Origin of the sequence: Spiroplasma endosymbiont of Villa modesta (assembly GCF_964030925.1) — a bacterium.
Classification (GTDB): domain Bacteria; phylum Bacillota_I; class Bacilli_A; order Mycoplasmatales; family VBWQ01; genus Spiroplasma_E.
Genome location: NZ_OZ034992.1, coordinates 131,227 through 154,694, shown reverse-complemented (window position 1 = coordinate 154,694; position 23,468 = coordinate 131,227). Strand labels below are relative to the sequence as shown.

General features: G+C 22.6%; 31 protein-coding genes. 10 read left to right on the top strand and 21 right to left on the bottom strand.

Going from position 1 to position 23,468, the window contains the following annotated elements:
- Positions 1–8: 8 nt before the first annotated feature.
- Together AAHM89_RS00920 and AAHM89_RS00915 are read right to left on the bottom strand one after the other, a co-directional pair.
- Positions 9–1,067, bottom strand: a complete 1,059-nt coding sequence (locus tag AAHM89_RS00920; RefSeq protein ID WP_281748366.1) for a hypothetical protein — start codon at positions 1,065–1,067, stop codon at positions 9–11.
- A gap of 2 nt (positions 1,068–1,069) precedes the next feature.
- Positions 1,070–1,261, bottom strand: coding sequence for a hypothetical protein (locus tag AAHM89_RS00915; protein WP_342217917.1), 192 nt, complete (start codon positions 1,259–1,261; stop codon positions 1,070–1,072).
- Between the two features lie 377 nt (positions 1,262–1,638).
- On the opposite strand from AAHM89_RS00915, the gene AAHM89_RS00910 reads away from it, so the two are divergent.
- A complete protein-coding gene (locus tag AAHM89_RS00910) occupies positions 1,639–2,616 on the top strand; it encodes an IS3 family transposase (RefSeq protein WP_342265776.1) in 978 nt (325 codons plus the stop codon).
- Here the strand turns inward: AAHM89_RS00910 and AAHM89_RS00905 are convergent.
- The 9 genes from AAHM89_RS00905 to AAHM89_RS00865 form a co-directional block, all read right to left on the bottom strand.
- Positions 2,613–2,948, bottom strand: a complete 336-nt coding sequence (locus AAHM89_RS00905) for a hypothetical protein (protein WP_342266665.1) — start codon at positions 2,946–2,948, stop codon at positions 2,613–2,615. The two genes, AAHM89_RS00910 and AAHM89_RS00905, sit on opposite strands and share 4 nt — an antisense overlap.
- 11 nt (positions 2,949–2,959) lie before the next feature.
- Positions 2,960–3,214 (bottom strand): hypothetical protein, encoded by a 255-nt coding sequence (locus tag AAHM89_RS00900; RefSeq protein WP_174480864.1) that lies wholly within the window; start codon positions 3,212–3,214, stop codon positions 2,960–2,962.
- A gap of 22 nt (positions 3,215–3,236) precedes the next feature.
- Positions 3,237–3,443, bottom strand: coding sequence for a hypothetical protein (locus AAHM89_RS00895; protein ID WP_174480862.1), 207 nt, complete (start codon positions 3,441–3,443; stop codon positions 3,237–3,239).
- A gap of 1 nt (position 3,444) precedes the next feature.
- Entirely contained in the window at positions 3,445–3,678 is a 234-nt protein-coding gene (locus tag AAHM89_RS00890; RefSeq protein WP_342266641.1) for a hypothetical protein, read from the bottom strand.
- Entirely contained in the window at positions 3,678–3,926 is a 249-nt protein-coding gene (locus tag AAHM89_RS00885; RefSeq protein WP_342266664.1) for a hypothetical protein, read from the bottom strand. Before AAHM89_RS00885 ends, AAHM89_RS00890 begins: the two co-directional genes overlap by 1 nt.
- Position 3,927: 1 nt before the next feature.
- On the bottom strand, positions 3,928–4,791 hold the full coding sequence (locus AAHM89_RS00880) for a hypothetical protein (RefSeq protein ID WP_342266663.1): 864 nt from the start codon (positions 4,789–4,791) through the stop codon (positions 3,928–3,930).
- Between the two features lie 107 nt (positions 4,792–4,898).
- Complete coding sequence (locus AAHM89_RS00875) at positions 4,899–5,093, bottom strand: hypothetical protein (protein WP_342266643.1); 195 nt, start codon at positions 5,091–5,093, stop codon at positions 4,899–4,901.
- Positions 5,094–5,232: 139 nt separating this feature from the next.
- Positions 5,233–5,526: a hypothetical protein gene (locus tag AAHM89_RS00870; protein WP_342266645.1), complete on the bottom strand. Its 294-nt coding sequence runs from the start codon at positions 5,524–5,526 to the stop codon at positions 5,233–5,235.
- A 200-nt stretch (positions 5,527–5,726) separates the two neighbouring features.
- On the bottom strand, positions 5,727–6,662 hold the full coding sequence (locus AAHM89_RS00865; protein ID WP_342266662.1) for a rolling circle replication-associated protein: 936 nt from the start codon (positions 6,660–6,662) through the stop codon (positions 5,727–5,729).
- A 311-nt stretch (positions 6,663–6,973) separates the two neighbouring features.
- On the opposite strand from AAHM89_RS00865, the gene AAHM89_RS00860 reads away from it, so the two are divergent.
- The gene (locus tag AAHM89_RS00860; RefSeq protein ID WP_338958697.1) at positions 6,974–7,108 is read left to right on the top strand and encodes a hypothetical protein; all 135 of its coding nucleotides are present in this window, start codon (positions 6,974–6,976) and stop codon (positions 7,106–7,108) included.
- A 233-nt stretch (positions 7,109–7,341) separates the two neighbouring features.
- On the opposite strand, the gene AAHM89_RS00855 is transcribed toward AAHM89_RS00860, so the two are convergent.
- The 4 genes from AAHM89_RS00855 to AAHM89_RS00840 form a co-directional block, all read right to left on the bottom strand.
- Positions 7,342–9,027, bottom strand: coding sequence for a dicarboxylate/amino acid:cation symporter (locus AAHM89_RS00855; RefSeq protein WP_342266661.1), 1,686 nt, complete (start codon positions 9,025–9,027; stop codon positions 7,342–7,344).
- A 33-nt stretch (positions 9,028–9,060) separates the two neighbouring features.
- Positions 9,061–10,509: an FAD-dependent oxidoreductase gene (locus AAHM89_RS00850; protein WP_342266660.1), complete on the bottom strand. Its 1,449-nt coding sequence runs from the start codon at positions 10,507–10,509 to the stop codon at positions 9,061–9,063.
- A 70-nt stretch (positions 10,510–10,579) separates the two neighbouring features.
- Positions 10,580–11,593 (bottom strand): alpha/beta hydrolase, encoded by a 1,014-nt coding sequence (locus AAHM89_RS00845; RefSeq protein WP_342266659.1) that lies wholly within the window; start codon positions 11,591–11,593, stop codon positions 10,580–10,582.
- Between the two features lie 30 nt (positions 11,594–11,623).
- The gene (locus AAHM89_RS00840) at positions 11,624–11,935 is read right to left on the bottom strand and encodes an HU family DNA-binding protein (protein ID WP_174480240.1); all 312 of its coding nucleotides are present in this window, start codon (positions 11,933–11,935) and stop codon (positions 11,624–11,626) included.
- 312 nt (positions 11,936–12,247) lie between these two features.
- Here AAHM89_RS00840 and AAHM89_RS00835 point away from each other — a divergent pair, with 312 nt between their 5' ends.
- From AAHM89_RS00835 to AAHM89_RS00825, 3 genes are all read left to right on the top strand, one after another.
- Positions 12,248–12,670: a transposase family protein gene (locus AAHM89_RS00835; RefSeq protein WP_339045912.1), complete on the top strand. Its 423-nt coding sequence runs from the start codon at positions 12,248–12,250 to the stop codon at positions 12,668–12,670.
- A gap of 23 nt (positions 12,671–12,693) precedes the next feature.
- Positions 12,694–13,101, top strand: a complete 408-nt coding sequence (locus AAHM89_RS00830) for a transposase family protein (RefSeq protein WP_339045908.1) — start codon at positions 12,694–12,696, stop codon at positions 13,099–13,101.
- Positions 13,102–13,412: 311 nt separating this feature from the next.
- Positions 13,413–15,536 (top strand): hypothetical protein, encoded by a 2,124-nt coding sequence (locus tag AAHM89_RS00825; protein WP_342266658.1) that lies wholly within the window; start codon positions 13,413–13,415, stop codon positions 15,534–15,536.
- Positions 15,537–15,858: 322 nt separating this feature from the next.
- Here AAHM89_RS00825 and AAHM89_RS00820 read toward each other — a convergent pair whose 3' ends face one another.
- Both AAHM89_RS00820 and AAHM89_RS00815 read right to left on the bottom strand, forming a co-directional pair.
- A complete protein-coding gene (locus AAHM89_RS00820) occupies positions 15,859–16,836 on the bottom strand; it encodes an IS3 family transposase (RefSeq protein WP_342265776.1) in 978 nt (325 codons plus the stop codon).
- 87 nt (positions 16,837–16,923) lie between these two features.
- Positions 16,924–17,343, bottom strand: a complete 420-nt coding sequence (locus AAHM89_RS00815) for a transposase family protein (RefSeq protein WP_342266657.1) — start codon at positions 17,341–17,343, stop codon at positions 16,924–16,926.
- 96 nt (positions 17,344–17,439) lie between these two features.
- Between AAHM89_RS00815 and AAHM89_RS00810 the strand changes: the two genes are divergently transcribed.
- The 3 genes from AAHM89_RS00810 (at position 17,440) to AAHM89_RS00800 (ending at position 19,913) form a co-directional block, all read left to right on the top strand.
- Entirely contained in the window at positions 17,440–18,063 is a 624-nt protein-coding gene (locus AAHM89_RS00810) for a fructose-bisphosphatase class II (protein WP_342266656.1), read from the top strand.
- A gap of 21 nt (positions 18,064–18,084) precedes the next feature.
- Positions 18,085–18,654 (top strand): GNAT family protein, encoded by a 570-nt coding sequence (locus AAHM89_RS00805; RefSeq protein ID WP_342266655.1) that lies wholly within the window; start codon positions 18,085–18,087, stop codon positions 18,652–18,654.
- A gap of 281 nt (positions 18,655–18,935) precedes the next feature.
- Positions 18,936–19,913: an IS3 family transposase gene (locus tag AAHM89_RS00800; RefSeq protein ID WP_342266654.1), complete on the top strand. Its 978-nt coding sequence runs from the start codon at positions 18,936–18,938 to the stop codon at positions 19,911–19,913.
- A 214-nt stretch (positions 19,914–20,127) separates the two neighbouring features.
- Here AAHM89_RS00800 and AAHM89_RS00795 read toward each other — a convergent pair whose 3' ends face one another.
- From AAHM89_RS00795 to AAHM89_RS00780, 4 genes are all read right to left on the bottom strand, one after another.
- Positions 20,128–20,535, bottom strand: a complete 408-nt coding sequence (locus AAHM89_RS00795; RefSeq protein ID WP_339045908.1) for a transposase family protein — start codon at positions 20,533–20,535, stop codon at positions 20,128–20,130.
- Positions 20,536–20,542: 7 nt separating this feature from the next.
- A complete protein-coding gene (locus AAHM89_RS00790; RefSeq protein ID WP_342266653.1) occupies positions 20,543–20,818 on the bottom strand; it encodes a hypothetical protein in 276 nt (91 codons plus the stop codon).
- Positions 20,819–20,829: 11 nt separating this feature from the next.
- Complete coding sequence (locus AAHM89_RS00785; RefSeq protein ID WP_339047194.1) at positions 20,830–20,979, bottom strand: hypothetical protein; 150 nt, start codon at positions 20,977–20,979, stop codon at positions 20,830–20,832.
- A 286-nt stretch (positions 20,980–21,265) separates the two neighbouring features.
- On the bottom strand, positions 21,266–22,204 hold the full coding sequence (locus AAHM89_RS00780) for a hypothetical protein (RefSeq protein ID WP_342266652.1): 939 nt from the start codon (positions 22,202–22,204) through the stop codon (positions 21,266–21,268).
- A gap of 227 nt (positions 22,205–22,431) precedes the next feature.
- Here AAHM89_RS00780 and AAHM89_RS00775 point away from each other — a divergent pair, with 227 nt between their 5' ends.
- Both AAHM89_RS00775 and AAHM89_RS00770 read left to right on the top strand, forming a co-directional pair.
- A complete protein-coding gene (locus AAHM89_RS00775) occupies positions 22,432–22,854 on the top strand; it encodes a transposase family protein (RefSeq protein ID WP_339045912.1) in 423 nt (140 codons plus the stop codon).
- 23 nt (positions 22,855–22,877) lie between these two features.
- The gene (locus AAHM89_RS00770; RefSeq protein ID WP_342266651.1) at positions 22,878–23,285 is read left to right on the top strand and encodes a transposase family protein; all 408 of its coding nucleotides are present in this window, start codon (positions 22,878–22,880) and stop codon (positions 23,283–23,285) included.
- Positions 23,286–23,468: the final 183 nt, after the last annotated feature.

Genomic DNA, 23,468 nt, shown 5'->3' with positions numbered 1-23,468 from the left:
TTCAACTCCTAACCAACTAAAAATCCTACTGCTTTTAAAAATACTCATAAAGTTAAAACTTGTTCTAAACCACTAGTAAAATCAACATTTAAAACAGAACTAATAGTATCATCAAAAATACGTCTCAATAATCCATCAAGTTTAGTAAAAAATTCTCTTAATGGTTCCACCGGTAAAACTTTACCAACAACTCCATAAAGTACTCATCTAAAAGCATTACGTAAATGACCAAAAACATCATATCAACTAACTCGCTCATACTCAGGGTTAAAAGGACTATTTGGTGGTACTGGCGTAACTTTCTCGCTTGAAAAAATATTAATTTGACCAAAATTTAATTGTGGTGAAAAAGTTGGTCTAGTTGATTCACCATGAACATCAAAAAATACTGTTAAATGTCTTAAATTTGGAACACGAATAGGCATAGTAACAAAATTATATAAATCTTGCTGATAAATATCATTATCAACTTTACCTTTAAAAACATATTTTGTATCACCAACATTATCTAAAAAACTAAAAACAAAATTAGCAGTAAAAGTTTTAAAATATTCATATTCAAAATAAAACATAAAACCTTGAATATAAAAACTTAAAGGTTTATCAATTTCAAAATTTAACTGTGTTTGAAAATTTATAATTCTTTTACCAGTATTAACAAAATTTAAATTATTAGTATTATTCTTTGCAACATAATTATGATTAAACATAATACGTGAAAATTCATCTAATTGTTTTCTATTAAAAGTATAAACACCAGTTCCCATATCTATCATTTGTGATGGGACACCAACTGTATCACTATAATAATAACATGTATATAAACCTTCATTATTTCCTATAAATTCACCACTTACTAATTTTAAATCCGGTTGGTCAACATCAAAATAAGCAGAATTTCATGGAATTGTTGCTCAATCATCAAAATCATGATATTTAACATGTTTAACCATTTCTTTTGTAATATCATAATTAACAACATTAGGGTCATTTGAAGCAATTAAACTAGTCGGTGCTTGAACAGAAGTATTTACAACAAAAAATAATTTAGCAAACTTAAATCACATAATTATTTACCAAATAAACATTTTAAAATTCACCATGAACCATAAAACAAAACAAATCCAATAAAAAACTGAGTTCCATAAACTACTAAATTTCATAAAATAGTAGTAAAATCATCAACTGGATTACCTATAAACATAGTTCAATAATCAACTATACATTGATGTATTTTATTGTAAATATCTCAAACACTCATACTTAACACCTACCCAAACAATGACCTAAAAACAAATTTAATACTACGATAAATAAAATTAAAAAATACACCTAATACCAATCAAAAAGTCAAATTAAACAAAATATAAACTTCATCAGTAATATTAGTTTGATTTAAAAATATACCAATATCATTACTAGAAAATATAAAAATAAAATGCAATATACTAACAACAAAACTAGACATAACTATTCACCATATTTAAGTCTTACGTAATTAGCACGTCGTTCCATTCTTTCTTGCCACTGCCACTTAGCCCTTTTTACTAGACCATTAATTTAAAAAACCTGAATGTATTCTAAAAACAATTGTGTTATATAATTAACACTAATTTTAACCTGAAAGGATTTTTATTAATGGATAAAATTAAACAAATAGCATTAGTAATTAACAAATTAAATATCAAAGAAAAAATTAAAATTATTGATGATTGTAAAAATCAATATTCAATTAGAAACCTATGTCAATATCTTCAATTAAACAGATCAACATATTACTTTTTAAAAAATAAACAAAAACCTATTAAAAAAGAAGAAAATCATATTATTAAATGCAATCATAAATATCAAAAAATATGCCAACTTTTAATCGAATTTCATTCTACAAGAAAAGGCAGAATTTATGGATATTTAAGAATTTTTTCAGCTTTTAAAGAGTGATTAAAACAAGAAAAAAATATCATTTTAAATATAGAATTATCAATAAAACAAATGCGAAAAATTATGAAAGAACACAATATTCAAGGATTAAAACAAACTAAAAATAACTATCCTAAAAACAAAAAAAATCCAAATAAGTGAATACCTACAATGGATAAAGTAAACAAAGATTATAAAAGTACAACCTCTTCAAATCAAATTTGATCAATGGACACTAAACAAATAAATACTAAAGAAGGATGATTATATCTTTTTGTAATTATTGATTTTTATTCAAATAATGTTGTTAGTTATAATATTGCTCCTAATAAATCATATCAGGATTTAATTCTTCCTGCTCTTGAAAAAATCAACAAACAATTTTCTTGAAATCAAGTAAAAAATGTTATTTTACATTCAGATAACGCCAACGAATTTTATTGTCAGGATATCACAAAATGAGCAGAGGATAAACAAATAATTTTAAGCAAAAAACAACCTTATGATATTGGTGGTAATGTATTATCTGAAAACTGATTTTCTCATTTATCTCAAGAATGACTACCTAAAGGATCAAATCAATATTTATCCATCAATGAAGCTATAAATGATGTAAATCAATATGTTATGTTTTATAATTATGAAAGAATACATTCTAAATTTCTAAAACCACCAATTTTACAAATTAAAATTTAGAATTTTATATCAAAAATGGTCCAGTAATTAAGGGCCAACCACCCTTTAACTTCTTTTTGTTCCAATTTTCTTAAATGATGTTTGGCAATACTTGTACCAACAACATTATTTACATTACTAGCAAAACGACCAATAGTTTTAACATTACGTCCTAATGCTAATGTTGGTAACATCAACTCAGGTAAAATAACCCTAAATGCAAATCTAAGCAAAATTAAAAATATCATTAACGTACCCAAATTAAAACCTAAATCACCAAGTGGAAAACTAAAAAACTTCATAAAAATTGAAGCAAATAATTGCATAACAGTTGTAATAAAAGGTATAAACATAATTTCACATCCTAATGTCTTGTAAATCTAAATAATCCTAAAATTAAATAAAATACAAAACTAACATTTATTAAAGCAAGAATAGGCAAAGGTAAAGTGTATAAACTATCATAAAAGAACGACTTAATAAAAAGTGTCACAGTATGTAACCCAGCAAAAGAACTTAAATACTGCATATAAATAGTTTGTACCAAAGTATTAACAACTGGTAAAAGTCTACCCAATAAAGGTAAAACAAAAACCAAACTAAAAAATAACTTTACCATTTGCTTACTTCCTTTCTAATTACTAATGAGTTCCATGGATAATATGACCAACAAACTGCTTAATAAATACAAGAACCATAAATACAATTGAAATTAACACTGGTCAATTTGTAAGTGTTCCACCATCGCCAGTTGTAAATACTCAACCAAAAATATAAGTAAAAGCATTTAATAATTGTTGTCCAACACCACCTATCATGGTTAATAATGCTGATAGTCCAGCGGGCATATTAATCACCCCCTTTCTCTAAATCTTTTTGTTGTTTTTCCATTTCTAATTTACGTTTCTTTTTTTCAAAATCTTTACGACAAAAAATACAATCAGGCTCACTATCATTCTCCTTTACATGTTTTCTATGTTTATATTTTTCTATACCTTCACGTATTCAATTTCTACAAAATCAAAGAATTAAACAAAAACCACCAATATATAAGGCATATTTTATAATTTCTTTAAAATCCATTATTTATCACTTCCTTTTTTTCTTTTTTTTAAAAAATCAATTAAACTAAATAACTCATAAAAAATTACTAAAACAAAAAGTAAAATATTAATGCCTAAATCTAAACCAATAAAAAAATCAAAATTGCCATTTACAATATTATGTATTTCAAAAACAGTTCAAACCATAGAAAAAAAACCAAAAATAAAACAAAAAACATGAAACTTAGAAGTGTCATACCACTTTTTTTTAATTTCTTTATTTTCCATTTTAAACACCACCTAATGTATAAGCATAAGAATAATCCCAATTTAAACTTGCCCTATCTAAATTAATCTCAGACATACTATCATCATTTAAATCAACATCAACCATACTATCATTTGTACTTTGATAATCACTAACACTAGCATTAATTAATCTTGCTCTTTCATCTGTAAAAACTTCTTGTAATTCTGTATTATTATATGTACTTCCCAAAGGTAACAATAAAGTATTAATAATCTCACTTGCACCGGCAATAATCGTAGGAATAGCAAAATAATTATTAAAATTATTATTAATACCCATAGCAACACCACTACTAATCAAACAACCACCAGTACCCATATTTGCTATTTTACGTATAGTTTCAAATCTATTAGGTATTAACTCAGTTAAACCACTAATAACATTCGCTATACCAAAACTATTTAAAGATATATAAGTATCTCAATCTACAAAAGGATTATCAACTATCGGTTTAACAGTTGTAAATGGTGGATACGTTGATTTAGGTGGTTCAGTTGGACAAGGTGGTCAAAAACAAGGTTCATCTCTTAATAAAGACACAGACTTATTTACATACTGAACAAACTTAGCATAATTAATTAAACCAATTGTTCCTAAACCTAAAAATATCTTTTTATAACTATTAATAACTTTATTTCTAGTAGTTGGTCTTTGATTAATATTCCATATATCAATTCCTAACTTTTTACTAAATAACAAAGAATTAATACTTCCCAAAATTGGGTTTTTTAAATATTGACCATAATAAGCACTAACTCCTACCATAGCACTTAATGGACTTAATCCAGTTCTTAATATTTTAGTTAAAGTATAATTACTAGTTTGTTCTAACTCATTAGGCATAAATAAAACTCCTTACTTTTATATTAATAAGGAGCATATTTATACTAATTTGTATAACATGGGAGCAAAGTACACAAAAAAGTATAAATATGCTCCCTATTTAGTTTTTAATTTTCTTTTTGTTGTAATTGTTCTTTTTGTTTAACCAAAGCAATATCTAATATGCAATTTGGACAATAATATTTTCCAGTATATAAATTTTGTAAAACTCTTTTTGGACAAATAATTTGGTCACAAAGTTTGCATACATACATTGCTAAATGAAAATGTTGTTTACAAACACAATTATTAATTTTTGACATAATTATTTTTTCTTACTATAATTTTAAAATTGTTATTTAATTCTTCTTGTTTCTTTAAAAATTCATCAACTCTATTCATCATACATCTATCACATATATTGAGTTAATCATAATCTCTTACTACAATACTTACATCTCATTACTTTTTCTTTTCTACAATAGAATTAATATCAACAATTTTACCTTCTCATGAAATTTCAACATCATAATAAAGACCAATTTCAATTGTCATTTTAGACAATTTTATTGATAAATCACTATTAGCAAGAACTCATTTATCTTTTGATTTCTCACCAGTTGCAACTTTTATACCTTTATCCGTTTCATAAAACGGCGAAAATGTAAGAACAGTATAATTATTATCCTTACCTTTATTGTCTTTAATAATTTTGTCAGTTTGTCAATCTGATAGTTGACATAAAAAATTCTGCATAAATGCTTAACCTCCCAAGATTTAAGTTACTAATATGTAACTAGATTAAGATAGCAAAAACTACCTTGATTATAAATATACATAAAATAAAAAAAATTGTCAATAAATATGACAAAATAGATATTAGTAAAAATCTTGGGTAATTACTAATATCCACTAACCATTATATATATATATATATACAAGTGTCTTCTATAAAATTAATGTAAAATTCTTTTTTGTAAAAATACTTTTTCAATTTTACTTTTATCAAAAACTTTATCTAAAAAATTCAACAATTTTTCTTTTTTAAATGTCCATGGGTCAAACTGCTTAACCGCATTTCTACAACGTACACTATCAATTGAAATATAATTATTATAATCAGTAAAACTATCATTTTTAATAGTAGTATCAAAACTACCACCAAAAAGCATAGTACGACCAAAAGTATCAATCTTTTTCTTAAAAAACATTGAATTTATTGCTTTAATTGAAGCGTCAATTAAACGTTGATACAACATTACTTTTTGACCTTTAATAACCTTAGGTCAAGTACAATTACGAGAAAAAGCATATGCACGAACACCTAAATCAAACATATTTTGAGATTTCATATTATTTTGAACTTTAACAACATATTTTGCTAAATACTTAACTACATTTTCATTAGTACCTTTTTGAACAACTCTTACATCATTAATACCAAATGGTCATCATTGTGGCAACATATTTTTATGTATTTTTCTATTAAAAAGTATATGAAAATGAACTGCTCCACGTTTTTGATACTCATAAACATAAAGGTATTTTAATTCACCTAAATATTTTGCACGTTTAGGATTATTTCATCACTTTTTCAAACGCTTAAAAAATAAAGAAATATGATATTTTGCCAATTTAACATCTTTCATATTATCAGCATAAGTTAAAGTAACAAAACTTAAAACTTTACTATCATAAAAATTATGATAAGCACGATGAATAAGACTAGTTTTAGTACGAATAGTACTATTTCTCAATTTCTTATCATTAATTCCTAAATTTTTAATACCTTGACCATTACGTTTATTACTTAAAATTGCTTCCATAGGTAAAACTACATTTTTAACATAACAACCATAAAATGTTTTTTTAATATAAAAATTTTCTTCCATATATAAAACTCCCAAGATTTATTATTAATTTTACATATTATTATCAATTAATATATTATCACAAAAAAATAAAAATTATTTAAAAATAAAAACTCGGGGTGAATTGTGTTACTTAATTGAATTGTGTTACTTAATTGAATTGTGTTACTTAATTTAAATACCATTATATAATATTATTCACGGCAATAAATAAGAATGACAAAAAATTTCTAAAATAAAATGTAAAAATAATTAGTAGTTTTAATGATAAAAGTTATCAAGGTTCAATAATTATTGATATAACTAAACAAACAAATATTTCAGATATTTATATGCAAAATTATTTTGCAGAGAAAACTAAACCAGTAACATCAAATAAACAGCAGGCAATTGCAAATGTTACAGATAGTTTAAAGAAAATTCAAAAAAATGAATATCTTACTAAGTCAATTAGAAGATATGTATAAAGAAAAAAAATGATTTTAATCAAAGGATAATGATTATACATTAGGATTTGATAAAAGTCCTTTAATAAAAGGTATTATTGAAGGTAGAAATATATTAGCACATCAATTAATCTTTATTAGTCCATCTCAAAAAATTAGTTATTTTCCTCATTTAATTTCTATTATATATTTAGTTTTGTGATATCTTTATGAAATAGATTACTAAAAATATTTAATGTAATAATAGTTGGAAATTATACATCTTTGCCATTCTTAATTGCTTTAATATCTTTTTTTAACTGCTCTTTTAAAAATTTAATATCATTCTCACTATTTTTTACTTTTTTTAATGCTTCAATTTTAACTTTAGTATCTTTTTTTAATGCTTGAATCTTATCATTTTTTTCAGATCTAATTAACAATTTGGCTCCAACTTTCTTTGTTAAAATGTGTAAACCCCTAAAAGGGTATTTTTTTAATAAAAGTTTTTCATCTTCAATTAATTCTTGATTGCGAGAAGCAATAACAGTAGCTTGTAAACCACCAGAAATATTAACTGCAGTTCTGCCCATATCAAATAAACCATCTAAGGCACCAATAATACCATAAACAGCAGCATAATAGCTACCAAAACCAAGACCACCTAAAACACCAGCTGTTACAACAGCAGCAGTTCCTGGTACTCCCGCAATTCCTAATGAAGCAACTAGTGTTACAATTAAACCATTAATAAATAAAATAGCGATTATTCAGTTGGGAAAATTACCAGGAAGGATAACACTAAATCATAAGAAAGATAAAATAATTCCAGCTTGTACTCCAGCACAGCCACTTAAACCTATTGTTGTTGAAAGTGGCATTACTGTATCACTACCCTCTTCTTTCACTTTTAAATCTTCTTTTAAAGTATTCATAGCAATTGGTAAAGCGGCATTAGAAGACTGAGTTGTAAAACCAGCAATAATTGGTTTCTGTGCTTTTACTAATCAACGATAAGGATTAATACCAAATAAATATAATGATAATAAATGTCATAAGAAAGTAATAAGTAGTGCTAAATAAGCAACCCCAATAATAATGCCAATATTAGCAAGTGCACCAATTGGTTGATTAATAATTGCTGTTGCTAGCATACTCATAACAGCAAATGGCATAATTTTAATAAACATCATTAATATTGAAATAATAATTTTTCACATTGTTTCTAAAGTGTTTCTTGCTTTATCCATTCGTTCTTCATTATGCTTAGTTAGTTTTTTAATTGCAAATCCAATTAAAGCGCCAAGTACAATAATTGGAATAATTAATGTTTGAGTAAAAACACCAATTAAGCTGCTAGGAACGTAACTAATGATAATTTCGGGAATTGTTTTGGCAGTAGTTTTATCGTAATTACCACCATCAGTTAAATTAAAACCTTGCCCAATTTTAAAAGCAATTCCTAGTCCAAAGGCAATAGTAAAAGCGATAGCCACATTTATTAATAAAATAGTAATACCAACTCCTGAAACTTTAGTTATTGTTTTTGAGTTACTATTTTTTTTACTAGTAATTCTAGCGATAGCTAAAAATACTAATGGAATAGTTAACATAGTAATACCAATAATAAAAATAGTTTTTAATAATTCAATTCAGTGTACAATTTCTGCAACTCAGGGTATATAGTCAGGATTAGGTTTTATTGGTGTTCCAGGTAAGTTAGGATAAGTAATGTTATGACTATTAAAACCAGTAATAGCTTGTATAGTAATACCAAAAATTAGTCCTAATCCCATTCCAGTAAAAATACGAATTGGAAATTTAGGTTTAGTTTTTTTAATAAAAATAGAAAGTGCTAGGATAATACTAAAAAAGACAATTATCCCGATTAGACTTTGTCAGTGTGAAATACCAACAAAGTCTCTTAATAAGTTAATATTGTCATTACTAAGAGTTGTCATAGTTGCTACCTCATTCTTTTTATTTTTTATAGGTTATGACGATGTTACTTTTCTGCTTGCTATATGAATAATATCACTAGTACGAGCAAAAGGAGGTGAATAAACTAAATCTAAATTTTGTAAATCACGGATGTCCATTTTATTTCAAATGGCAGTAGCAAGAGCATTAATTCTTAATGTGGCATGATTATAACCTGCCATTTGTGCTGCCAGTAATTGGAAATTTGTTTTATCATAAAATAGTTTTAAGTATAAAGGACGAGATTGTTTTAAGTATCTTGGTAGATCATAATCTTTAATATAAACACTACCAATTTTATTTTTATCAATCGTATCAAAACTACCAGTTTTTGTTATTTCTAAATTACCAACACGTAAAATACTTGACCCTAAAGTTCCTGGATATTTATGTTCTGGGTTTTTAATATTATCAGCAATAATACGTGCCATTTTATTAGCATTAGTTGCCAAGGGAACATATATTGATGATTTATCAAATTGACTATATATTTGTGCACAATCACCACCACTATACATATTTGAAAACTTTTTTGTAACATTTTCTTTAGAAGGAATTTGACAGAATTCATTAATAATAATTGCTTTATTTTTGTTTAATTCAATATTGCTATTTTGTAAAAAATTCGTATTTGGTTCAAAACCAACTGCTAGTATTACTAAATCACAAGGTATTGTTTTTCCGTTTTTTTTATCATTTACACTTCTTAAACGCAAATCATTAACATTATTATGAGTCATCATTAGTTCTTCAACTTGATAGTTTAGTAAAATAGTGGCATTGTTTTTTGATTTAGTTTTATGATTAATATTTTTTTTGGTTAGTTCATCATAAATTAATTGACTAAATTCTTTATCAACAACGTCTGCCATTAATCGATCTTTCATTTCAACGATTGTGACATCTTTTTTTTGTTTTAAGCACGCTTCTGCCATTTCCATGCCAATAAATCCACCACCAATAATAACTATTTTTTTAGCATTTTTCATTGCTTTTTTTAGATTTATGGCATCTTCTTTAGTAAAAACATTATAAACATTATGTGGTAAAATACCATGACTAAAAGGTGGCGGAATTTTTGGTTTGGCTCCTGTTGCAATAACTAAGGCATGATAAGATACAACTTTTGCTTTAGTTTTATCGTCTATTGTTTTTTTGACATGAATTTCTTGTTTTGCTGTATCGACTTTAATAACATTTTGATTTAAATGAATTTTAATTTTATTTTTATTATTAGTTTTTTCTGAAAAATCTTTTTTTGTACGGTCATTTAAAAGTTTTTTATCTTTAAATTCATTAGCAATATAATAAGGAATACCACAAGCACCAAGTGAAATATAGTTTTTTTCTTGATAAACATGGATATCAAAGTTTTTATCACTATTTTTTTCACTACGTAATAATTTACTCGCAACTCCCATCCCAGTCGCACCAGCACCAATAATAATAACTTTAATTTTCATTTTTATCATCGCTCCACTCTCATTAATTATAATATATATTTAATAAAAAAATCAATTAATAGTGTTTATCTTAAGTATTGATTCATTTTTGAACAAATTCTAAAGTAGTGTCACTAATACCCTTATCAGTTACTAAATTATATTCATTAACAACTGTGTGGTCTAAATCACCAATTAAAAAACTTTGACCGTGGTTAGCATCAAGGATAGTGTATAATGAACTTTTTTTTGGTATTTCATAGCGAATTTTTTCTTGAAATAATTCGTTAGCATTAGTGTAGTTAATAAAGTGATCATTTTGACCATGAAGAAATAACATTGGCATATCAGGTATTAGTTTTAAATATTTAATTGGTTGTATTTCTTGTAAACCATCAACACCAAATGCTTTTTGTGCTTTTTTACGACTTAATTTCAGCATTAAATTAGTAGGTAAGAAAGCATAGTTGTATAGTTTTTCACTATAGGTACGATCTAAGCGACTAAATGTACAATCAGAAATAATGAATTTTACTTTTTGATTAATTTTATGTTTTGCATATAAATTGCTTCACATTACTACTGTTGCGCCACCTAATGAAAAACCATATAATCCTAAAGCAGTAGTTTTTTGTTTATATGTTTTACAACAGTATTCAATAATGTCTTGTAAATCTTGTGATTCTTTTAAACCAAAAGTTGTTGGTGATGCATCACTTTCACCATGGTTACGAGCATCATATCAAATAACATTGTAGCCAGCACGTAAAAAAATGAAAGCTTGTTTAAATATTCAAAATCTTGTATTAGTTATTCCGTGTAATAGAATTATTGTTTTATTATTATTTTCATTTTTAAGGGGACTTTTTAAAAAATTACCGTATAATGTTAAATTGTCAATTGATGTTTTAATTGAAAAAGGAATTATATTTTCATGTTTTTCTAGGTATTCTCAATATTCAAAATACATTGGCCATTTTGCTAATTCAATTTTAACTTTCGGTTGAAATTGTGAATTATATTGCAAGCATGCTTTAAACATTTCAATTGAATTTATATTAACTTTTTGTCTTAATTTTATTCTATTAATACTACTTTGTTTCATTGTTTTTCCTCACATTTTAGGTCATACATTTTAATAGTCGACATTATTTAGTATTGTTGGTTTTGGTTTACAACGAATATATTTTTTATATTTTTTATAAGGTATAAATTTAATATATTTGTATTTGCTAACTACGTGTTGTCCATTATTTTTACTATTTCGTCGTAAACAGGGTTTTACTTTTTTGATTTTAAAAGTACCAAAATTAGGAATAGTAATTACTTTACCTAGTTGGTTAATATTTTTAATTTCTTCAATTACACAATTAAAAACTATTTCAATATCTTGAATGTTAAATTTAGTTTTATCTGATACTCTTGCAATTAATTCTTTTGCGTTCATAAAAATCAACCCTATCTGTTTGCCCATATCCTTCTAATATTATTTTATATTATTTTATTTATAAAATGTAATCTATAAATTTTTCGTACTTTGCTTGTTAATAATTTTATATATAAAAGGCATTTTACATATTTAATTTGAATAATTTTAACATTAAAAATAATAAGAATCAAAGATAAAAATTTCTTTATTATATTCAATAGTATAGACATATTCCATAATTAAATTTTTTAAAAGTCAATTAATTAATAATTTTAAAATTTATTTTATAATTTTGTTATTAACAATAAATTTAGAAAAGTGTTGATAAAAATGATTTTTGAAAATTTAAAAAAATTAAAAAATGAAGAATTTTACAGATATTTTGGTATAAAACGTTTTCATTTTAATGAAATGTTAGAAAAATTAATTGAAATAGAAAAATTAGAAAAAAATAAAGGTCGAAAAAATAAACTTTCAGTAGAAGAAAGATTAATGATGACTTTATTATACTGAAAAGAATATTATACTTTTTTTCAAATGAGTATTAAATCTAAAATGAGCCCATCAAGTTGTTTTCGAAATATTACTTGAGTAGAAAATAAACTTAGTAACCACAAAGATTACCAATTTTTAAAAGAAAGATATAAATTAAAAATTGATAAAAAACAAGAAAATTCAAATGAATTTCAATTTTATTTAATTGATTCAACTGAGATTGAAATTGAAAGACCAACTAAAAAAAACTACAGTTAGAATATTTTTCTGGTAAAAGTTGAATGTATTCTATAAAATTTCAAATTGTATATGATTTTTTTAATAAAAAAATTGTTGATATTTTTGCTGATAATGGTAAAGTGCATGATTTTCAAATATTAAAAAATTCAAATCTTGAATTTTCAGAAAAAACAATAATTATTGGTGATTTAGGATATCAAGGTATACAAAATATTTATAAAAATACAATAATACCAATTAAAAGAACTAAAAATAAAAAATTAACTAAACAAGAAAGAAAATACAATAAGATTGTATCTAAAATTAGAATTAAAGTTGAACATGTCTTTGCTTGATTGAAAAGATTCAAAATTTTAGTAAATAAATGTAGAAAATCTAAATTTAGACTTATGTACTTAAGATTTAACTTACTTTGTGAAATTTTTAATAAAATAAAACCATTAAAATAAAAAAAATATTAAAAATATTTTTTTAAAATTTAAATTTTTATCGAGTTAATATAAAAATATTATTAACAATTTTTTGTTTAAAATGTAAACTCATTTTTTAAACTATTTTTTCAAAAAATATTTATTTCTATATTCAATAACACTAAATAGTTTTAAAACAATTTTATTGACAATTAATTAAATTTAATTACGGAATATGTCCTATAAATAAGTATATTCCTTAACTATAATTATAATTTCTATAAAATGTAATTACAAAAATAAAAGTGTTTGGCCATTGCTTTAGTTTTAAAGCAAGTGGTTTTTTATTTTTGAAAGAAAAGAAAGAGAGGTTTAAAATTATTCTAGAGATAGCGACAACAAATGTTTCAATAAGTGATATTGAAAATAAGATTAGAAAATTTAAAGAAAATTTAGAAATTTTTAAAAAAGAATTCACATTTTTCATAAATGAAAGTGTTGAGGAACAACGTAATTATAAACAAAGATATCAAGATATTTTATCAGAAGAAGAATTAGAAAATAGTAAATATGAAAAGGATTTAGCTTATAAAGAAGATGATTTAAAAAACTTAAAAAGTCATATTGAAGATTTAACAAAAAGTAGCACTAATAATCAACTTAGAAATCAAACATTGGATGAAAAAATAGCAAAAGATCAAAAAGAATTAAAAATAATAAGAAAAGAAATTAAAGCTTTGCAAAAAGATAAAGAAGAGTTTAAAGAAAAAATCACAAAGATAGATAAAGATACTTTTCAAGAAACTCAAAAAAATATTGAAGATTTCCAAGCTACTATGAGAACAAAAATAAAATATGTTGAAGTAGTATCAACCTTAATTGAAGTTAATTCAAGTGATGCAAACATACAAAAGCATTGAGATGCATTATGAATCGATTATAATAATAAAGTTAAAAATGCAAAAGAAAGAATTCAAATTTTAGAAACAAAAATTTCAAGTTATAAAAAACAAATTTTGGAAAATGAAAGTAGTATTAAAAACCAAAAAAAAGAAATAATATTACTAACGAAAGAACAATTAAAGTTAGAAATTGATATAAAAAAAATTAAAGATAAAATTGAAAAAAATATAAAAGAAATAAGGGATAAATTAAGTGAAATTAATAATAAAATGAATAGTTGTTTTACTGAAAATAAATTGAATATAACCAAAAAGAGTAATGATATTATTAATTTATTTAATGAATTTAAAAATTTTAATGAAAAAATAAAAGAAGATTTTAAGTTTTTCATTACAATAAAAGAACAAATAGATAAATTTTTAGGTGAATATTTTTTTATTAAAAACTCTAAAATTGAAAATTCTATATCAATAGTTGCTGATTATGATGCTGCACTTAAAATTATTATCAAGAATTTCACTACTTTTTTTGGAAAAAATAAATATGGTGAACTTTTAAAAAGTATAAAACAGTTTAATAACTATAAAGAAAGTAATGCTCAACAAGAATTACAACCATCAACTTCTAGTGATATCACTATTGATATCAATAATGAAAATAATGGTAAATGCAAATTATTTGATTTTGAAGAATTAAAATTAGAATCAGGATCAATAGTAAAAATGACTCTTAATTATTATAATTTTTTACAAGAATATAAAGGTCCATATTCTTATTTAATTTTTATTAAAGATGATAGTTTAAATAAAGGGAAGAATCAAAAAATAGCAAAAAACCTTTATTTTAATCCATTACTATTATTTGAAGATTGTAATGAAGAAGAACAAATGATTTTTAAAAAATTACAAAATAAAATAGCAAAAAATAATAAAAAGAATTTTCTTTTTAATGAAAACAAAAAATTTGCTTTATTATGTATTAGTGAAAATGATAGTTCTCAAAATCTTTTGTTTTTAATTGATTTTACAACATTAATTAAAATTCCTAAAAAGTTTATTCCATTAATGTATGATTATCAAAAAAAATATAATTTAAATCAAAAAATATGTAAAAAAATAGTTAATAATTTTGAACAAAAAAATAAAAAAGATTATAAATTTATGTTTATAAAATTTAGAGTACAAAACAATAATATTAAAAATTATATTAAAAATTTAGATTTATTATATGAAAAAATTTATCAACAAAAAGATCAATTACAACAATTACAACATTTATTTTTTGAATTTAATGAATTTCTTGATTTAAATAAAAAACAGCAAAGTATAAAAATAAGTGATTATGAAACTCAACAAACTAGCGAATTTCTTAAAGAAAATGATTTTGTATATAAAATGGTAAAAGAAATATCTAATATTTTAGATATAACATTAAATTCGATAAATTCAGATTGTTTGATAGGAAATTCTAATAATGTATTACAAATAGCAGATGTTGAATCAATAAATCAAGAAGTATCAGTTGGTCTAGTACTTTCTGAACAAAAGATAGTATTTACAAATAATATATAATCAAAAGTTTTAAACTTATAAATAATGCATATTTTCCAGATAATTAAATTATCTGGAATTTAAAATATTATTTACTTATTTTGTAATTTTTTATTTTATGATTTGAATTTATAATTTACAAATTTTGTAAAATTAATGAAGAAAGATGTTTAATAATTAAGTTTTTTATATAAATTTTGAAATACTTCTATTTTTAACATTGTGTCAATATCGAGTAAAAATTTCCCAAAAAAAGTTATAAAAAAATAAACTATTTTGAAAAAAATTACACTACTAAATGGTGGTTGGCCCTTAATTACTGGACCATTTTTGATATAAAATTCTAAATTTTAATTTGTAAAATTGGTGGTTTTAGAAATTTAGAATGTATTCTTTCATAATTATAAAACATAACATATTGATTTACATCATTTATAGCTTCATTGATGGATAAATATTGATTTGATCCTTTAGGTAGTCATTCTTGAGATAAATGAGAAAATCAGTTTTCAGATAATACATTACCACCAATATCATAAGGTTGTTTTTTGCTTAAAATTATTTGTTTATCCTCTGCTCATTTTGTGATATCCTGACAATAAAATTCGTTGGCGTTATCTGAATGTAAAATAACATTTTTTACTTGATTTCAAGAAAATTGTTTGTTGATTTTTTCAAGAGCAGGAAGAATTAAATCCTGATATGATTTATTAGGAGCAATATTATAACTAACAACATTATTTGAATAAAAATCAATAATTACAAAAAGATATAATCATCCTTCTTTAGTATTTATTTGTTTAGTGTCCATTGATCAAATTTGATTTGAAGAGGTTGTACTTTTATAATCTTTGTTTACTTTATCCATTGTAGGTATTCACTTATTTGGATTTTTTTTGTTTTTAGGATAGTTATTTTTAGTTTGTTTTAATCCTTGAATATTGTGTTCTTTCATAATTTTTCGCATTTGTTTTATTGATAATTCTATATTTAAAATGATATTTTTTTCTTGTTTTAATCACTCTTTAAAAGCTGAAAAAATTCTTAAATATCCATAAATTCTGCCTTTTCTTGTAGAATGAAATTCGATTAAAAGTTGGCATATTTTTTGATATTTATGATTGCATTTAATAATATGATTTTCTTCTTTTTTAATAGGTTTTTGTTTATTTTTTAAAAAGTAATATGTTGATCTGTTTAATTGAAGATATTGACATAGGTTTCTAATTGAATATTGATTTTTACAATCATCAATAATTTTAATTTTTTCTTTGATATTTAATTTGTTAATTACTAATGCTATTTGTTTAATTTTATCCATTAATAAAAATCCTTTCAGGTTAAAATTAGTGTTAATTATATAACACAATTGTTTTTAGAATACATTCAGGTTTTTTAAATTAATGGTCTAGTAAAAAGGGCTAAGTGGCAAGTGGCAAGTGGCCTCAGTTGAATCAATTAAATAAAATTGAAATTCATTTGAATTTTCTTGTTTTTTATCAATTTTTAATTTATATCTTTCTTTTAAAAATTGGTAATCTTTGTGGTTACTAAGTTTATTTTCTACTCAAGTAATATTTCGAAAACAACTTGATGGGCTCATTTTAGATTTAATACTCATTTGAAAAAAAGTATAATATTCTTTTCAGTATAATAAAGTCATCATTAATCTTTCTTCTACTGAAAGTTTATTTTTTCGACCTTTATTTTTTTCTAATTTTTCTATTTCAATTAATTTTTCTAACATTTCATTAAAATGAAAACGTTTTATACCAAAATATCTGTAAAATTCTTCATTTTTTAATTTTTTTAAATTTTCAAAAATCATTTTTATCAACACTTTTCTAAATTTATTGTTAATAACAAAATTATAAAATAAATTTTAAAATTATTAATTGACTTTTAAAAAATTTAATTACGGAATATGTCTAATGAAGATGATTTTATTACTAATATTAAAACTATGCAAAAGATGAAAAAACATAATGATTTAATTGGTATTATTTTAGATAAACCAAGACATCAAAAAATAATTGAAAAGTTGCATGATTTAGGTATTATTGTTCGTTTAATCGGTGATGGTGATGTGCTTGCTGCTATTGATGTTATTAATAAGGAAGCAGATTTTGTTTATGGTATTGGTGGTGCTCTTGAAGGAGCATTAATGGCAGCATTAGCATTAAGTGCTGGTGGCAATATTAAAACTAAGCTAATTTCCTATCAAACAATATGACCCACTGATGAAGATACTAAAATTCGTATTAATATTGAAGATATTGCTATTAAAAAATATAAATTATCATATAATAAATATTATTTTGCTAAAGATTTAGTAAAAGATGAAAATGTCCGTTTTGTTGCAACAGGTTTAACAGCTGGTGGAAGTTTAAAAGCAATTAAATATTATTATGGTACATATTATTTAAATACTTTTTTTGTTTCACATGGTGTTGTTAGAAATATGGAAGTTACTTATAGTGTTAGTCAGGTTAATAAACTATTGCCAAGTGTTGAAAAAATTATGAAAATATATAATAAGTATGTTTAAAAATATTTAAAGGAGAAAATTATGAATGATATTGATCGTTTACCTGCTATCCCAGTTTTAGAAAGTCAACGTTTAAAACTACGACCTATTACTTTAAATGATGCACAAGCATCATTTAATTATGCGAAGAATGAAAATATGACAAAATATGTACCGTGAAAAGCTCATAAAAGTATTAATGATAGTATTGGTTTTATTAATTCTTTATTACAAGAATATAAACAATTAAGTTCTTTAATGTGAGCAGTGCAATTAAAAGATGATAAAAGTAATACGATGATTGGTACTTGTGGTTTTATTAGATATTTTGCTCATACTAAATGTTTGGAAATAGGTTATGCTTTTAATCCAAAAGAGTGGGGTAAAGGTTATGCCAAAGAGGCATTGTTGACTGCTATTAAGTATGGATTTGAAAATACTAATAGTATTAGAATTGAAGGTAGTTGTGTTAAAGAGAATATTGCTTCAGCGAAAACGATGGAAAGTGTTGGCATGAAGTTTGAAGGAATTTCTCGTAGTAATTTTATTAAAGATGGTAAAGTTAGTGATTGTAAAATATTTAGTATTATTCGTAGTGAGTATTTTAAATAATATTTTAATATTATTTAAAGAGTAGCTTTATAGAGTTTTTTAAAAATTATTTGGGAGCATACCGATGTTGTCAATAATATTCAAATTTGTCTTAAAATTATAAAGTTAGACGAGAATAATTTTGACTTCAATATGCAATTGTATCTTAATCTTAACACGCCACTTGCCACTTGCCACTTAGCCCTTTTTACTAGACCATTAATTTAAAAAACCTGAATGTATTCTAAAAACAATTGTGTTATATAATTAACACTAATTTTAACCTGAAAGGATTTTTATTAATGGATAAAATTAAACAAATAGCATTAGTAATTAACAAATTAAATATCAAAGAAAAAATTAAAATTATTGATGATTGTAAAAATCAATATTCAATTAGAAACCTATGTCAATATCTTCAATTAAACAGATCAACATATTACTTTTTAAAAAATAAACAAAAACCTATTAAAAAAGAAGAAAATCATATTATTAAATGCAATCATAAATATCAAAAAATATGCCAACTTTTAATCGAATTTCATTCTACAAGAAAAGGCAGAATTTATGGATATTTAAGAATTTTTTCAGCTTTTAAAGAGTGATTAAAACAAGAAAAAAATATCATTTTAAATATAGAATTATCAATAAAACAAATGCGAAAAATTATGAAAGAACACAATATTCAAGGATTAAAACAAACTAAAAATAACTATCCTAAAAACAAAAAAAATCCAAATAAGTGAATACCTACAATGGATAAAGTAAACAAAGATTATAAAAGTACAACCTCTTCAAATCAAATTTGATCAATGGACACTAAACAAATAAATACTAAAGAAGGATGATTATATCTTTTTGTAATTATTGATTTTTATTCAAATAATGTTGTTAGTTATAATATTGCTCCTAATAAATCATATCAGGATTTAATTCTTCCTGCTCTTGAAAAAATCAACAAACAATTTTCTTGAAATCAAGTAAAAAATGTTATTTTACATTCAGATAACGCCAACGAATTTTATTGTCAGGATATCACAAAATGAGCAGAGGATAAACAAATAATTTTAAGCAAAAAACAACCTTATGATATTGGTGGTAATGTATTATCTGAAAACTGATTTTCTCATTTATCTCAAGAATGACTACCTAAAGGATCAAATCAATATTTATCCATCAATGAAGCTATAAATGATGTAAATCAATATGTTATGTTTTATAATTATGATAGAATACATTCTAAATTTCTAAAACCACCAATTTTACAAATTAAAATTTAGAATTTTATATCAAAAATGGTCCAGTAATTAAGGACCAACGACCGTCAATAAAATTGTTTTAAAACTATTTAGTGTTATTGAATATAGAAATAAATATTTTTTGAAAAAATAGTTTAAAAAATGAGTTTACATTTTAAACAAAAAATTGTTAATAATATTTTTATATTAACTCGATAAAAATTTAAATTTTAAAAAAATATTTTTAATATTTTTTTTATTTTAATGGTTTTATTTTATTAAAAATTTCACAAAGTAAGTTAAATCTTAAGTACATAAGTCTAAATTTAGATTTTCTACATTTATTTACTAAAATTTTGAATCTTTTCAATCAAGCAAAGACATGTTCAACTTTAATTCTAATTTTAGATACAATCTTATTGTATTTTCTTTCTTGTTTAGTTAATTTTTTATTTTTAGTTCTTTTAATTGGTATTATTGTATTTTTATAAATATTTTGTATACCTTGATATCCTAAATCACCAATAATTATTGTTTTTTCTGAAAATTCAAGATTTGAATTTTTTAATATTTGAAAATCATGCACTTTACCATTATCAGCAAAAATATCAACAATTTTTTTATTAAAAAAATCATATACAATTTGAAATTTTATAGAATACATTCAACTTTTACCAGAAAAATATTCTAACTGTAGTTTTTTTAGTTGGTCTTTCAATTTCAATCTCAGTTGAATCAATTAAATAAAATTGAAATTCATTTGAATTTTCTTGTTTTTTATCAATTTTTAATTTATATCTTTCTTTTAAAAATTGGTAATCTTTGTGGTTACTAAGTTTATTTTCTACTCAAGTAATATTTCGAAAACAACTTGATGGGCTCATTTTAGATTTAATACTCATTTGAAAAAAAGTATAATATTCTTTTCAGTATAATAAAGTCATCATTAATCTTTCTTCTACTGAAAGTTTATTTTTTCGACCTTTATTTTTTCTAATTTTTCTATTTCAATTAATTTTTCTAACATTTCATTAAAATGAAAACGTTTTATACCAAAATATCTGTAAAATTCTTCATTTTTTAATTTTTTTAAATTTTCAAAAATCATTTTTATCAACACTTTTCTAAATTTATTGTTAATAACAAAATTATAAAATAAATTTTAAAATTATTAATTGACTTTTAAAAAATTTAATTACGGAATATGTCTAGAAATAACAGAGTTTTTTCATCTGAAGATTTTGATTTTTCAATGTTAGAAATTAATTAGTATATATTTTTCATATTAAAATCAAAAATTTTAATGTTTTTCAATTATCAAAAAATATAAAAAATAAAAAATTATAATCTATTACTAGATTATAATTTTTTATTTACATTTAATATAATACTTTTTATAAAGTTAAAGATTGTTTTTGAACAGTTGTTTGTTCATCATAATAATTATTCATATCATCATCTGTATTAATTGAAGGTTGAACTTGTAGTTGGTTAACTTCGGTAATTATTTGTTCAATAACTTTATTGTTTTCATTTTCTTCATGTTCTTCAATAGTTTGTAATTCTTTTTTAATTTTTGTAATTTCTTGATCAATTTGTTTACATTTAGTATTATTTCAAGGTTTAAATTTAAATTTCTTTTTTTCATCAAGTTTTTTATTTAATAATTCATAAAGAGCAATTTTTCTATTAGTATTGTTACTTTTTAATTCTTTAATTTCATCTTCTTCTGTTATATCTCATTCTTCATTTTCTTGCTCATTTTCTTTTACCAATTGTTTAATATTTCTTTTTCTGTTTTGCATTTCATTCATACTATTTTTGCTTATACTTTCTTGAAATTCTGGTAATAGTTCTTCTAATAAAAAACAATTATCAGTAAAAACATCATCAAATTTATTAAGTTCTTTATAGATTTTTTCTAATTCTTTTAAATTTTTTAAAATTTCAGAAATTACCAAAGTATTATAATCATTGTTAAAATATTGATTAATTCTTTGATAAATAGCATAGTGAGTTTGAAATACTTCATCTGGATAATTTTGACGACTATATTTTATACCTCTTTCTTCAAGAGCATAAATTTTTTTAAAATTTTTTAATTTTCATTCTTGTAGAGTTTTTTTTACATCATTAAAAATAAACATTTTAATTTCTTTTTCAATTAGTGATTTAAATTCTTTGAAATCATTAGTTTCTTTTAATATTAATTCCTCTTCTGAAATATTAGTTACATTTTCATTTTTTCTATTTTCTTTAATTATATTTTTCATGATTGAATCAAAATATTCACCATCACTTTGTAAATCAAAATATTTAGCAAAATCTAACATCTTTATTTTCTCCTTTAATATATTTCTAAATAAAAAAACCTATTTACTTTTAAATAAAGTAATAGGTTTTTTAAAACTTATATGTTTATGATTAAAGGTTATCAAATTTTATATTTTTTTTCAATAGACATATTCCGTAATTAAATTTTTTAAAAGTCAATTAATAATTTTAAAATTTATTTTATAATTTTGTTATTAACAATAAATTTAGAAAAGTGTTGATAAAAATGATTTTTGAAAATTTAAAAAAATTAAAAAATGAAGAATTTTACAGATATTTTGGTATAAAACGTTTTCATTTTAATGAAATGTTAGAAAAATTAATTGAAATAGAAAAATTAGAAAAAAATAAAGGTCGAAAAAATAAACTTTCAGTAGAAGAAAGATTAATGATGACTTTATTATACTGAAAAGAATATTATACTTTTTTTCAAATGAGTATTAAATCTAAAATGAGCCCATCAAGTTGTTTTCGAAATATTACTTGAGTAGAAAATAAACTTAGTAACCACAAAGATTACCAATTTTTAAAAGAAAGATATAAATTAAAAATTGATAAAAAACAAGAAAATTCAAATGAATTTCAATTTTATTTAATTGATTCAACTGAGATTGAAATTGAAAGACCAACTAAAAAAAACTACAGTTAGAATATTTTTCTGGTAAAAGTTGAATGTATTCTATAAAATTTCAAATTGTATATGATTTTTTTAATAAAAAAATTATTGATATTTTTGCTGATAATGGTAAAGTGCATGATTTTCAAATATTAAAAAATTCAAATCTTGAATTTTCAGAAAAAACAATAATTATTGGTGATTTAGGATATCAAGGTATACAAAATATTTATAAAAATACAATAATACCAATTAAAAGAACTAAAAATAAAAAATTAACTAAACAAGAAAGAAAATACAATAAGATTGTATCTAAAATTAGAATTAAAGTTGAACATGTCTTTGCTTGATTGAAAAGATTCAAAATTTTAGTAAATAAATGTAGAAAATCTAAATTTAGACTTATGTACTTAAGATTTAACTTACTTTGTGAAATTTTTAATAAAATAAAACCATTAAAATAAAAAAAATATTAAAAATATTTTTTTAAAATTTAAATTTTTATCGAGTTAATATAAAAATATTATTAACAATTTTTTGTTTAAAATGTAAACTCATTTTTTAAACTATTTTTTCAAAAAATATTTATTTCTATATTCAATAACACTAAATAGTTTTAAAACAATTTTATTGACAATTAATTAAAT